This is a genomic window from Aeromonas sp. s7(2024), assembly GCF_040907825.1.
Lineage (GTDB): Bacteria > Pseudomonadota > Gammaproteobacteria > Enterobacterales > Aeromonadaceae > Aeromonas > Aeromonas veronii.
Genome location: NZ_JBFOCM010000033.1, coordinates 16159 through 28613, shown reverse-complemented (window position 1 = coordinate 28613; position 12455 = coordinate 16159). Strand labels below are relative to the sequence as shown.

Annotated in this window: 14 protein-coding genes; 7 read left to right on the top strand and 7 right to left on the bottom strand. The window is 60.8% G+C overall.

Features of this window, described 5'->3' with window-relative positions; genetic code table 11:
• Positions 1-87 precede the first annotated feature (87 nt).
• From fbaA to AB5Y73_RS14045, 3 genes are all read left to right on the top strand, one after another.
• Positions 88-1167, top strand: a complete 1080-nt coding sequence (fbaA, locus tag AB5Y73_RS14055) for a class II fructose-bisphosphate aldolase (protein ID WP_005335434.1) — start codon at positions 88-90, stop codon at positions 1165-1167.
• 159 nt (positions 1168-1326) lie between these two features.
• The gene (locus AB5Y73_RS14050; protein ID WP_107683467.1) at positions 1327-2631 is read left to right on the top strand and encodes an FAD-binding oxidoreductase; all 1305 of its coding nucleotides are present in this window, start codon (positions 1327-1329) and stop codon (positions 2629-2631) included.
• Positions 2632-2871: 240 nt separating this feature from the next.
• Entirely contained in the window at positions 2872-3459 is a 588-nt protein-coding gene (locus tag AB5Y73_RS14045) for a hypothetical protein (RefSeq protein WP_107683466.1), read from the top strand.
• 55 nt (positions 3460-3514) lie between these two features.
• Here the strand turns inward: AB5Y73_RS14045 and AB5Y73_RS14040 are convergent, their stop codons facing one another.
• The 4 genes from AB5Y73_RS14040 to cutA form a co-directional block, all read right to left on the bottom strand.
• Entirely contained in the window at positions 3515-3928 is a 414-nt protein-coding gene (locus AB5Y73_RS14040) for a hypothetical protein (RefSeq protein ID WP_042080037.1), read from the bottom strand.
• Between the two features lie 70 nt (positions 3929-3998).
• Positions 3999-4490, bottom strand: a complete 492-nt coding sequence (locus AB5Y73_RS14035) for an N-acetyltransferase (RefSeq protein ID WP_064335563.1) — start codon at positions 4488-4490, stop codon at positions 3999-4001.
• Positions 4480-6279 (bottom strand): protein-disulfide reductase DsbD, encoded by a 1800-nt coding sequence (locus AB5Y73_RS14030; RefSeq protein ID WP_107683465.1) that lies wholly within the window; start codon positions 6277-6279, stop codon positions 4480-4482. Before AB5Y73_RS14030 ends, AB5Y73_RS14035 begins: the two co-directional genes overlap by 11 nt.
• The gene (cutA, locus tag AB5Y73_RS14025) at positions 6276-6593 is read right to left on the bottom strand and encodes a divalent-cation tolerance protein CutA (protein ID WP_107683464.1); all 318 of its coding nucleotides are present in this window, start codon (positions 6591-6593) and stop codon (positions 6276-6278) included. The genes AB5Y73_RS14030 and cutA overlap by 4 nt, the downstream gene beginning before the upstream one ends.
• A 244-nt stretch (positions 6594-6837) precedes the next feature.
• On the opposite strand from cutA, the gene AB5Y73_RS14020 reads away from it, so the two are divergent.
• Positions 6838-7194, top strand: a complete 357-nt coding sequence (locus AB5Y73_RS14020) for a hypothetical protein (RefSeq protein WP_005362699.1) — start codon at positions 6838-6840, stop codon at positions 7192-7194.
• 162 nt (positions 7195-7356) lie between these two features.
• On the opposite strand, the gene AB5Y73_RS14015 is transcribed toward AB5Y73_RS14020, so the two are convergent.
• Positions 7357-7803, bottom strand: coding sequence for a PACE efflux transporter (locus AB5Y73_RS14015; protein WP_005335423.1), 447 nt, complete (start codon positions 7801-7803; stop codon positions 7357-7359).
• A 125-nt stretch (positions 7804-7928) separates the two neighbouring features.
• Between AB5Y73_RS14015 and AB5Y73_RS14010 the strand changes: the two genes are divergently transcribed.
• Complete coding sequence (locus tag AB5Y73_RS14010; protein ID WP_005335421.1) at positions 7929-8810, top strand: LysR family transcriptional regulator; 882 nt, start codon at positions 7929-7931, stop codon at positions 8808-8810.
• A gap of 6 nt (positions 8811-8816) precedes the next feature.
• Here the strand turns inward: AB5Y73_RS14010 and ygfZ are convergent, their stop codons facing one another.
• On the bottom strand, positions 8817-9725 hold the full coding sequence (ygfZ, locus tag AB5Y73_RS14005) for a tRNA-modifying protein YgfZ (RefSeq protein ID WP_162895454.1): 909 nt from the start codon (positions 9723-9725) through the stop codon (positions 8817-8819).
• A 111-nt stretch (positions 9726-9836) separates the two neighbouring features.
• Here ygfZ and AB5Y73_RS14000 point away from each other — a divergent pair, with 111 nt between their 5' ends.
• Complete coding sequence (locus AB5Y73_RS14000; protein ID WP_047436065.1) at positions 9837-10106, top strand: succinate dehydrogenase assembly factor 2; 270 nt, start codon at positions 9837-9839, stop codon at positions 10104-10106.
• 19 nt (positions 10107-10125) lie between these two features.
• Positions 10126-10518: a protein YgfX gene (locus tag AB5Y73_RS13995; RefSeq protein ID WP_107683480.1), complete on the top strand. Its 393-nt coding sequence runs from the start codon at positions 10126-10128 to the stop codon at positions 10516-10518.
• A gap of 155 nt (positions 10519-10673) precedes the next feature.
• Here AB5Y73_RS13995 and nadB read toward each other — a convergent pair whose 3' ends face one another.
• Positions 10674-12281: an L-aspartate oxidase gene (gene nadB, locus AB5Y73_RS13990; protein ID WP_107683463.1), complete on the bottom strand. Its 1608-nt coding sequence runs from the start codon at positions 12279-12281 to the stop codon at positions 10674-10676.
• Positions 12282-12455 lie beyond the last annotated feature (174 nt).

Genomic DNA, 12455 nt, shown 5'->3' with positions numbered 1-12455 from the left:
CCGTTTCGTTTATCATGTGCCCGCTGTGCCGGTTCATGATGAACCCCCCATTTTTTATTAACGGCATACGAGACAGGACGATTAAACATGTCTAAGAAAATTTTCGACTTCGTAAAACCCGGCGTGATCACTGGTGATGACGTTCAGAAAGTGTTCGCCATCGCTAAAGAGAACGGCTTTGCTCTGCCGGCCGTAAACTGCGTTGGTACCGACTCCGTTAACGCCGTACTGGAAGCTGCCGCCAAGGTTAAAGCGCCGGTTATCGTTCAGTTTTCCAACGGTGGTGCCGTGTTCACTGCCGGTAAGGGTCTGAAGCTGGAAGGTCAGAAAGCTGCCATCCTGGGTGCCATCTCTGGTGCCAAGCACGTTCACGCTGTTGCCGAAGCCTACGGCGTGCCGGTAATCCTGCACACCGACCACGCTGCCAAGAAGCTGCTGCCGTGGATCGACGGTCTGCTGGAAGCGGGCGAGAAGCACTTTGCTGAAACCGGCAAGCCGCTGTTCTCCTCCCACATGCTGGATCTGTCCGAAGAGTCTCTGGAAGAGAACATCGACATCTGCTGCGAGTACCTGACCCGCATGGCCAAGATGAACATGACTCTGGAGCTGGAACTGGGTTGCACCGGTGGCGAAGAAGACGGCGTCGACAACAGCCACATGGATCAGTCCGCTCTGTACACCCAGCCGGAAGATGTTGCTTACGCTTACGAGCGTCTGTCCAAGATCAGCCCGCGTTTCACCATCGCTGCCTCCTTCGGTAACGTACACGGTGTATACAAGCCGGGTAACGTCAAGCTGACCCCGTCCATCCTGGACGCTTCCCAGAAGTACGTTTCCGAGAAGTTCGGCATCCCTGCCAAGTCTCTGGACTTCGTATTCCACGGTGGTTCAGGTTCCACTCTGGAAGAGATCCGCGAGTCCATCTCCTACGGCGTAGTGAAGATGAACATCGACACCGACACCCAGTGGGCAACCTGGGAAGGTCTGCTGAACTTCTACAAGAAGAACGAAGCTTACCTGCAAGGTCAGCTGGGCAACCCGGAAGGCGCCGACAAGCCGAACAAGAAGTACTACGATCCGCGCGTATGGCTGCGTGAAGGTCAGACTTCCATGATCGCTCGTCTGGAGAAAGCATTCTCCGACCTGAACGCCATCGACGTACTGTAATTCGTTACAGCACCTTGATTGCATGAAAAGGCGCCCTTCGGGGCGCCTTTTGCATTTCTGTGATCCGTGGTAGCTGGTTTGCCGTGCCGTAGCTGGGTATTATCGAAACAAGTTTGCTTATTTTATTAAACAATTTGCAACCAAGGCAGGATGCTGAGTATGCAGGCAGGAAAGCACAACGGATATCAGGAGCACGTCGCCTCCTACTACGCGGCCACCCGCAACGACTCGCAACAGTGGCCCGAGCTGGAGGGGGAGCACAAGGCTGACGTCTGCATCATCGGCGGCGGTTTTACCGGTCTCAATACCGCTATCAATCTGGCTGATGCCGGTTACAAGGTCGCCTTGCTGGAAGCCAACCGTATCGGCTGGGGTGCCTCCGGGCGCAACGGCGGCCAGCTTATTCGCGGTATCGGCCATGACACCAGCCAGTTCGCCCGCTGGATTGGTGAGGATGGGGTGCGCGAGCTGGATCTGATGGGGCTGGAGGCGGTGCAGCTGGTGCGCGAGCGGGTTGAGCGCTTCAACATCGAGTGCGATCTCACCTGGGGCTACTGCGACCTCGCCACCCGTCAGCGTCATCTGGCTGGCTTCGAGGAGGATCTCGACCATCTGGCGAGCCTCGGCTATGAGCACGAACTCAAGCTGGTACCGCGGGAAGATATCCATACAGTGGTGGGATCGGATCGCTACATCGGCGGCCTCATCGACATGGGCTCCGGCCACCTGCATCCTCTCAATCTTGCGCTCGGTGAGGCGCGAGCCGCTGCCAGCCTCGGGGTTTCCCTGTTTGAACACTCCAGAGTGACCCATATCGATTACGGCAAGCAGGTCGAGGTGACCACGGCTCATGGCCGGGTCACTGCCGATTATCTGGTGATCGGCTGCAACGCCTATCTCAACGACCTCAATCCGGAGCTGGGGGGGCGGGTGCTACCTGCCGGTTCCTACATCCTCGCCACCGAGGTGCTCGATCGCCGCTTGCGCCAGCGCCTGCTGCCGCAAAACATGGCGGTGTGCGACCAGAATGTTGCCCTCGACTATTACCGCCTCTCCGCCGACGGCCGCCTGCTGTTTGGCGGCGCCTGCAACTACTCGGGAAGGGATCCCCGCGATATCAAGGCCTTTATGTTGCCCAAGCTGCTGCGGGTATTCCCCGAGCTGGCTGGCACCGCCATCGAGTTTCAGTGGGGCGGCATGATCGGGATCGGCGCCAACCGGCTGCCGCAGATTGGCCGCTTGAAGGAATACCCAAACGTGTTCTACGCCCAGGCCTATTCGGGTCACGGCCTCAACGCCACCCATATGGCGGGCAAGCTGGTGGCCGAGGCGATCCGCGGCGAGAGCCGGGGTTTCGATCTCTTTGCCAGCGTGCCCCATATCACCTTCCCCGGCGGCCCGGCGCTGCGCTCCCCGCTGCTGGCACTGGGAATGTTGTGGCACCGGATGAAGGATATCTTCTGACCCCCATTGTCAGCCTGCGCAGTGATGGCTGAACGTGGCCCCTTTTTGCCAACCCCTTGTTTATAGCGGGTTGGCACTATCGTTCCGCCTGATAGACCAAAAGATGCATTCGCGCCAATCTCGTCTGGTTGGCGCTATCTTTTAGGTGTGAGTGCGGTTATCTGCCAAGGGGCAAGAGTTTGTCAGATTGCCGGAATATTTGCCGAAAAAGGGCCAGAGGGCGGGGAGAGGAGGGCCAAGATGGAGATAAATGTGGTCGCGTCAGGCGGGCTCAGCCCGCTGGCGCAACGGCAGGGTTCTCCCGCTGTGCAGGCACAGGAGCGGGCTGCAACTTCACCATCAACGGGCAGTGACAGCCTGGTGCGCGACCTTGGCGCTGTGCTGGATGAACTGGGGCTGTCACCGCAAGGGGAGAGCAGTGGCGGTGGCACTGTTTCAATCAGGGATTCGCTGGAAGCGTTCATCAACACCATGATGGGCTCCCTGCAACAGCAGCAGGAACAACAGCTGGCATTGCAGCAACAACAGCGGCAAGAGCAGGAACAGCGCAAACTCGCCATCGCCGACAGCAGCGAGAACCCGCTCAAGCGGGATCTGGAGCGCCTGCTGGAGACGCTGGATCAGCAGGGCGGACAGGAAAAAGAGAGCGAGCAAGGAGCCGAGCGTGAAGCGGTCAACCCCTTGCAGAGCCAGCTGACCAAGCTGCTGGAGAGCAGTGGTGCGGCAGAGAGCGGGGTCACCCTCAAGGAGGTGCTGTCAGGGTTGGCCAGCAAGCTGCCGAACGAACCTGCCGAGCGAAAAGGGTATCGGGTCGATACCCAAGTTTGAGCTGGTTGGCAACGGCAGTCCCGCCGTTGCATAGACATGAGGGGCTTGTTGCCCTTTATTGCGCCGGTTCCGCCAGCCGCCACCCCTGTTCGTCCTTCATCATCCACACCTCGGCCTCTTGTGGCAGCACCTGGCCTGCCTCGAACTCGCCATATTTACGCTCGAGCTCCATCAGACCCATCTCCTGCTGGAAGGGGCCAACCCGGTCGTAGACCAGATCCTCGTCGTGCAACACCTGCAACTGATCGAGCCCCTGCTTGAAGTGGAGCTGGTAACTCACCTTGACCAGATAGACCCCCTCCATCCGCTCCTCCTTGCCGAGGATGGTGAAGTCGCTGATATCGAACAGGTTGGCGTCTGTCTCGGCCAGTAGCTTGGCGGTGACCTGCTGGCGGATATCCTCTTCACCGGGCCCTGCACTGCAGCCATAAAGCCAGAGGGCTAGCAGGGGGATGAACCACTTTTTCATCAAAACTCCGGACAAGTGCAAAACGAGAGGGGCGATTGTGCCACGCGAATGCGCGGCGGCAAACCTCGGCTCACGGTTCCAGTGAACGTTCCAGCACGATGGCCTCGGCCCGATAACCAGCCAGCTCGCGGCGATAGCACTCGGTGAACCCTCTGCGCAGCCAGAAGGATAGAGCACTCTCATTGCTGGCAATTACTGACAGGCGAAGCCGGGTAGCCCCCCATGAGCTTGCCAGCGTGCAGGCGTGAAGATAGAGCGACTGACCACGGCCACTCCCTTGCCAGGGTTCCCCCACCAGTAACAGACCCAGATAGGCGGTGTCTGGATTGGGGTAGCCGCGCAGCAGATCAATGACAGCGGTGAGTTCTCCCTGCTCCCAGCGGCCGATGAGATGTTTGTCGGAGAGAGGCAGGCCGGATGGGCAGGCGACAAGTTCCTCTTCTCCTGCCTGTGCAGAGAGAGGGTCATTGCTCACCGCCGCCTGATAGGAGGGGGCCTGCTCGAACAGCCGCTGCAAGGCAGGTGCATCGCTTGTCTGCAGCCGACGCAACTCAGTGTGTATCACTTACCATCTCGAGATGTTTGGCAAAGGGGATAGGCCCCATAAAACCGGTGACCCGCTGGCCTGTCAGCTCCTTGCCCTCGCGGTCGAAGAAGATGAGGGTCGGCAGTCCCAGCACATTGAGGCTGTTGAGCAGCTCGACATCGGCATCGTCGTTGGCGGTGACATCCGCCTGCAGCAGCACCATCTGGCCGAAGCGCGCCCTCACCGCCGGGTCGCTGAAGGTCTTGTGCTCGAACTCCTTGCAGGCGACGCACCAGTCGGCGTAGAGGTCGAGCAGCACCGGCTTGCCGCGGGCGGCGGCCAGCTGCACCTTGAGATCATCCAGCGTCTTGACGCGGATAAACCGCGGCGCCGTTTGACTGGCATCCGCCGTGATGGCAGCAGGGGTGGCCGGTTGCAGCAGATCCTTGCCTACGACCACGGCGCTGATCATCGCCAGCAACAGCACGAAGCCGCGCACGCTTTTGGCCACCGAGTGGGGTTGGTGCTGGTTGTGGTGATAGAGATAGCCGCACAGCAGCAGCCCCCAGCCGAGCCAGGTGAGAGTGACAATCTGATCGCTCCAGAGCCGTGACAGCAGCAGGATCGGCACCGCCAGCAGGGCAAAACCAAACAGCTGCTTGATCACATCCATCCAGGCGCCCGCTTTGGGCAGCAGCTTGCCACCCGAGGTGCCGAGCAGCAGCAGCGGCAGGCCCATCCCCAGTGATAGCGCATAGAGCGCCGCCCCGCCGAGCCAGAGATCGCCGCTCTGGGCCACGTAGATCAGCGCCCCCGAGAGCGGCGCCGTGGTGCAGGGGGAGCAGACCAGCCCGGAGATCATCCCCATGATGGCGACCCCGACTACCGAGCCCCCCTGCTGGCGGTTGGAGAGGCCGGAGAGACGGGTTTGCAAACTGCTCGGCAGTTGCAGGGTATAGAGTCCGAACATGGAGAGGGCCAGCAGCACGAACATCACCGATAGGCCGATCAGTACATAGGGGTGTTGCAGCGCCGCCTGGAATTTCAGCCCCGCTGAGGCCACTACCAGCCCCAGCAAGGTGTAGGTGACCGCCATCCCCTGCACATAGACCATGGAGAGCAGGAAGGCGCGACCGGTGGAGAGGCGATGACCGGCGCCGGCGATGATGCCGGTCAGAATGGGATACATGGGGAAGACGCAGGGGGTGAAGGCGAGCCCCAGCCCCAGCGTGAAGAAGGCGACGATGCTGAGCCAAAAACCCTGATTACCGAGGGCGGCGGCCAGCTGATCCTGCTGGCTAACCGGTGCGACGCTTTGTGCCGTATCAGCAGTGGACGCTGTGGTTGCCGTGACCAGCGGGGCCACGTCGATCAGTTTGTCGGTCGGCGGGTAGCAGAGGCCGTCGGTACAGCCCTGATAGCGCACCCGCAGGGTGGCATTTTCCCCCACCTCCTTTAGCGGCACCACGATGCTCACCTGCTGGTAGTAGACCCGGGTCTTGCCGAAGAAGTCATCCTCGTGCTCGGTGCCTTCCGGCAGGGTCGGCTCGCTGAAGGTGAGGTTGTTCCCCTTGAAACGCAGGCTGTGGCGATAGAGGTAGTAATCGTCGGCGATGTGGAGGGTCAGCAGCAGCTGATCGCCGCGCTGTTCGCTCTCGATCTGAAAGGCCTCATCGACCTGCAAAAATTTGGGTTTGGCGTTGGCCTCAATGCCCAGCGAGCTGAGCAGATCGGCGCCGCTGGCGTGGGCAGGGGAGCTGCCCACCGCTGTCATCAACAGGGCACAGAGCAGCAGCAGGGGGGAGAGCAAGCGGGTGAACGTCATGAGGTCTCCCCATTGATCCAGTCGAGATAGGCAGGTAGTCCGGCACTCACCGGCAGGGCCAGCAGCTCGGGCACCTCATAGAGGTGATTGGCTTGAATACATGCCTGCAGCTCGGCAAAGCGCGATTGGCGGGATTTGATGATGAGCTGGATCTCGGTGGCGCGCTCCACCTTGCCTTGCCAACGATAGACGGAGGTGACGCCCGGCAGTTGATTGATGCAGGCGGCCAGCCGCTGGTTCAGCAGCTGTTCGCAGAGAAGGTCGGCACTGGTTTGATCTGGGCAGGTGCAGAGCACCACAATGGCGTCGGTCATAAAGCGGATCTTCACCTCGTTGGGGTAAACCGGGCAGGCGCCCTTGCCGTCTCATCCCTGTTTGCGGATGAGGGTGAAAAAAGCGCCTGAAAATCAGCGGCTACTATACCCCAGAGCCACTTCAAATAGCATCTGTAGCCATTTGTGAGCCAGCGCCAAAAATTTGTGGGGGGCATGAGATAGACGCTGTCATGGGGACAGGGCAGAATGAGCGGGCTTGTTCCCAATTGACGTAAGGAAATGTATGACCCAACAGAATGAGCAGCAGAGAAACCGCATGTTGAGCCTGCTGCGCGAAGGTGAGCGCCGCATGTTGGTTCAATTGGCCGGGCTGCTGCGCACGACCGCCGATGAAATCAATGCCGAGCTGGAGAAAGAGGAGCTGATGGCCACCCTGGAGCAGCCCATCACGGTGGAGTATCTCAACGGCGTGGTGCAGCACCATCTGTTCGAGCGCAAACACAAGGGAGATATGGCGGTTGCCCAGCAGATCCTGAGCGATTATCAGAGCGAACTGGAAGCGCTGCAGGCCGCTCAGGCCCAGCCTGAAGAGGCTGCCGCTGCCGACGAGAGCGGCGAAGAGCTCAAAGCCCAGGCTTGAGCGACGGGCAGGCTTGAATCCTTACCTCTGAATCAGCCGGCCTGCCAGCGCTGACGCCTTTTGCGGCCCCATCATGTCTGCCATGATGGGGCCGTGTCGTTTCTTCTGTAGTCTTTCCTTGTTGACCTTCACGTCTCGGCTTCAGTCCAACTGATTCGTGCCTTAGCGCGCCTCTTGTGGCATGCCGTGCGGCACTTCGCGGGGGATGGGGAACACCTTGTCATAGCCCCAGTTGTAGACGAAGGCATAGATCAGGTAGAAGACGACGAAGCCCAGGTCCAGCACCAGCGCCTCCAGCATGCTGACGCTCAGCCACCAGGACATGACCGGCAGCGCGACGATCAGCAGACCGCCCTCAAAGCCGAAGGTATGCAGCACCCGTTGCCACAGGGTTTTGTGGGTATGGCCCTGATATTTGAGCAGCAGCTTGTCGACCCCGATGTTGTAGATGTAGTTCCAGACCGTGGCCAGCACCGAGAAGAACAGTGCCAGCGGGCCCATATGGTTTAGCCCGACCCCGGTAACCCAGCTGGCCAGCGGGGCGGCAATCAGCAGGCCAATGAATTCAAAGCCAATGGCATGGCGCAGGCGATCGTTACGGGTACGCATAAGTCACTCTCTCAATCAGATTTATTCACGGATTGCTGGTTAATCTATAGAACTTTAGCGATAGATTCATGTTGGTATCCATCGCTAAAATAGATGGATGAGAGGGCTTGCCGGAGGGCCATAAGATGACGCCATCACTGGAACAACTGAGGATCTTGCTGGCTGCCGCCGAAACCGGCTCGTTTTCCGCTGCCGCCCGCAAGCTGGGCAAGGCGCAGTCGGTGGTGAGCAGCGCCATCGCCAATCTGGAGATCGATCTGGCGCTCACCCTGTTTGACCGCAGCGGCCGCTATCCGCAGCTGACGGAGGCGGGGGCCCGCATGGTGCAGGAGGCGGGGATCCTGCTGGCGCAGAGTGAACGGTTGCAGTCCATTGCCGGGGAGCTGGCGGCCGGGGTGGAGACGCGCCTCACTCTGGCCATCGATGATGACTCCCACCTCCCCTGGCTCGGCACCCTGCTGGAGGAGTTCGCCACTCGCTACCCGACCGTGGAGCTGGAGCTGCTCTTCCCGCTGATGGAAGATGTGACCGAGATGCTGGTGACCGGCCGGGCCCAGCTCGGCATCAGCTATCAGAAGGTGCATCCGCAGCGGGAGATTGTTGCCCATTCGCTGGGGGAGGTGACCATGCCGCTGGTGGTATCACCGGATCATCCGCTGGCCCGCAAGCAGCCGCTGCGGGAGGTCGATCTGCAGGGGGCACGTCAGCTGATGGTGACCGGCCGACGGGAAGGGAGCGAGCGTCAGCGTTTTCGCATCTCGGCTCAGGTGTGGTGGGTCGAGGGGGATCTCGGGGTGCTGGAGCTGGTCAAGCGGGGCCTTGGCTGGTCCGCCATTCCGGAATTTCTGCTGCATCAACCGCTGAAGCGGGGCGAGGTGGTGGTGCTGGAGCCGGACTTTATCGCCAGCCACGCGCTGGCGCTGGAGTTGCAGTGGCATCGCGCCCGCCCGCTGGGGCAGGCGGGGCGCTGGCTGAAGGAGGCACTGCTGGCGCGCGTGCCTCGCTAGCCGACCTTACTCGGTCAGGGCGTAAGGCAGGGGTTGCAGGGTGAGGCGGGAGCCTTCGTCCTGCTTGAGGCGGAATTGGGCGTCAGCCTCGGTATCTTTCGGCAGTACGGCGGTGAGCCACACCTGCCCGGCCTGTTGCCAGGCGTTGAGCACCATGCCGCTGCGGCGCCAGTTGTCACCCAGTTGCAGCTCCAGGGTATCGCCCGCATTGACCGGCTCACTGGCACTGCCCGCCAGCAGGAACAGGGCGCGGTTGTTGGCGCCGCGATACTTGGCGCGGGCCACCGTCTCCTGCCCCATGTAGCAGCCCTTGTTGAAGCTGATGCCGTCCAGTGCCTGCAGGTTGAGCATCTGCGGGATGAACTCCCCCTGATGCACCGCTTCCATGTGTGGCAGGCCCGCCTTGATCTCGAGCCCCCACCAGAGTGACTCGTCACCTTGCGGCAGGGCGTCGGCTTGCTGATTGCTTACCAGCAGCCAGCGATCCTGTTCAATCTTCACCGCCATGCCGCCGTCGATAAGACCGCTCTGCAGAAGGCCAAACTGCTCGGCGATCCACCCATCGCTGCCCGTACCGGCGATCCCGGTGGCGTGACGCTCATCGGCGGCGATCTCGACCTTGGAGAAGACGGCAAATTTCTGCAGCTCCGGCAGCTGACGTTCCAACACTGAAGGGCTGGTCAGCAGCAGCAGGCTGTCGTCGAGGCAGAGCAGGCGGAAATTGCTCCACAGCTTGCCCTTGGGATCACAGTGGCCACCCGGGGTCTGTTGCCCCGGTTGCAGGGCGTTGACATCACAGGTGACCTGACCTTGCAGATATTTGGCGCGATCCTGGCCGCTGATACGGGTGATGGCCAGCTTGGTCAGGGGGAAGCGGGTCGGCTCGGCAGGAAAAACAGGTGGTTGCAGGCTCACGATGGTATTCCAGAGAGAAAGTATGTGAGCTGCATGGTAAAGACGTAACTAATGTTTGTCAGCCGGAAAATCCAGCTGGTACCATCCCCCGGTCTTTGTAAGGAGAGTGCCATGTTGAGCCCAGTTGAAAAATCCCGCCTGAAGTGGGCCTGCCGTCGCGGTATGCTCGAGCTGGATGTGATCTTTATGCCCTTTTTCGAACACGAGTTCGACGCCCTGAGCGAAGCCGATCAGCAGACCTTTATCCGCCTGCTGGCGAGCGACGATCCGGATCTGTTCAAATGGTGCATGGGGCATGGCGTCCCTGCCGATCCCGCATTTGCCGCCATGATCCCGATGATCCTGGAGCGCAATCAGGCGCGCCACGACCGCCAGGGGTAATCCTGTGGAGCGGGTGATCATGACGGTTCACCCCTCCCGCCATCAGCAATGTTTGCTGGTGGCCCTCTTTCTGTTGCTGCTCTGGCCGGTGGCTGGCCTGATTGCCGGTTGGCAGTGGGCGCTGTTGCTGCCCGTCTGGCTGGCGGCGCTCTGGTTGAGCTGGCGGGCGCTCGCCGAGCCCCCGTTCGAGCTTGTCTGGGATGGTCAGTGGCTACAGTGGCAAGGTTGCCGCTATCAGCTCGGCAAGAAAAGCCGCATTTTGCCCGGCGTGCTCAGGCTGGCGCTTTGCCCCGAGCCGGAAGGCTCTGAATCGGCGTCGCCACGGCAACTGTGGCTCTTCTCCGACGCCCTTCCCCCCGAACATTACCGCCTGCTGGCGCGAGCCATCCACTTTCTGCCGTCCCGGCGCTGACGCCTGCTTTCCGTGATGACCATGCGCTGATTTATCGCGATAAGCTGTTGCCATGTGGCTGGCGGCACTCTTTTTGTGGCTGAAAAGCGGTTGAAAACAAGTGACCCCGCCGGGGCGGGGTCACTGATAGCTGCAACGCTTGGCAGGAAGGAGGATTAATCCCGCTCCGGAGTTAGCACTGTCGGTTTGGAGTCCGGCAGCATATCCGGATAATCCAGGTTGTAGTGCAGGCCACGAGACTCCTTGCGCTGCAGGGCGCAGTTGACGATAAGTTCGGCCACCTGCAGCAGGTTGCGCAGCTCCAGCAGGTTGTTGGAGACGCGGAAGTTGGCGTAGTACTCCTGCACCTCCTGCTTGAGCAGGTCGATGCGGCGCTTGGCGCGGGCCAGGCGTTTGTTGGTACGCACTATCCCCACGTAGTCCCACATCATCAGCCTCAGCTCGTGCCAGTTGTGCTGGATCACCACCAGTTCGTCGGAATCTTCCACTTTGCTCTCGTCCCATACCGGCAGGCGCGGCGGCTCCACGCTCATCGGCAGCTTGGCCAGAATGTCGGCCCCCGCCTGATGGGCATAGACCACGCATTCCAGCAGGGAGTTGGAGGCCATGCGGTTGGCGCCGTGCAGACCGGTGTAGGTCACTTCGCCGATGGCATAGAGGCCGGGGATATCGGTCTGGCCGTTGTTGTCGATCATCACGCCGCCACAGGTGTAGTGGGCGGCCGGCACGATGGGCATCGGCTCCCTGGTGATGTCGATGCCGACCGCGAGGCAGCGCTCATAAATGGTCGGGAAGTGCTTGATGATGAAATCGGCCGGTTTGTGGCTGATATCCAGATACATGCAGTCGGCGCCGAGTCGCTTCATCTCGTGGTCGATGGCGCGGGCGACGATATCGCGCGGAGCCAGCTCGGCCCGCTCGTCAAACTCCGGCATAAAGCGGCTGCCGTCCGGGCGGCGCAGATAGGCCCCCTCGCCACGCAGCGCTTCGGTCAGCAGGAAGTTGGGGTCGTCCGGGTGGAACAGGCTGGTGGGGTGGAACTGGTTGAACTCCAGGTTCGCCACCCGGCAACCGGCCCGCCATGCCATGGCGATGCCATCGCCAGAGCTTACATCCGGGTTGGAAGTGTACTGGTAGACCTTGGAGGCGCCACCGGTGGCCAGCGCCACGAAACGGGCGCGGATCACCTCGACCTGCTCGGCGTTGCGGTTCCAGACGTAGGCCCCCAGTACCTTGTTGCCCGGCAGGTTGAGCTTGCGGGTGGTGATGAGGTCGACCGCGTTGAAGCGCTCCATCAGCTGGATATTGGGGTGGGCGCGCACCTGATCGATCAGGGTGAGCTGCACCGCCTTGCCGGTGGCATCCGCCGCGTGGAAGATGCGGCGATGGCTGTGGCCCCCTTCCCGGGTGAGGTGGTACTGAGACTCGCCGTCGGCGTTCTCCTCCTGATCGAAGGGGACCCCTTGCTGAATGAGCCACTGGATGGATTCGCGGGCGTGGCGGGCGGTGAACTCGACTACTGCCGGGTCACACAACCCGGCGCCCGCGTTGAGCGTGTCGCTCACGTGGGATTCGATGCTGTCGGTTTCGTCGAAAACGGCAGCGATGCCTCCTTGCGCATAGAAAGTGGCCCCTTCACTGATGGGCCCCTTGCTCAGAACCAGGACTTTGGCGTGGTCTGCCAATCGCAACGCGAGGGACAAACCAGCGGCACCGCTGCCAATGATCAGTACATCGCAAAGGTATTCAACACTTGCTTTCATAAGTATCATTGGCCTGGATTAAGAACTGGCACCATGGTAGCCCAAGCGAGGGCGAGGATGCAGCCTGCATCACATTTTTTTCAATTGAAGCGAACTTTCTCTGATTCTCCCTGTCTGAACTTGTGCGCTTAGGAAGGGCCGGAAAAGAAAAACGATAACCTGATGGGGGTTTTA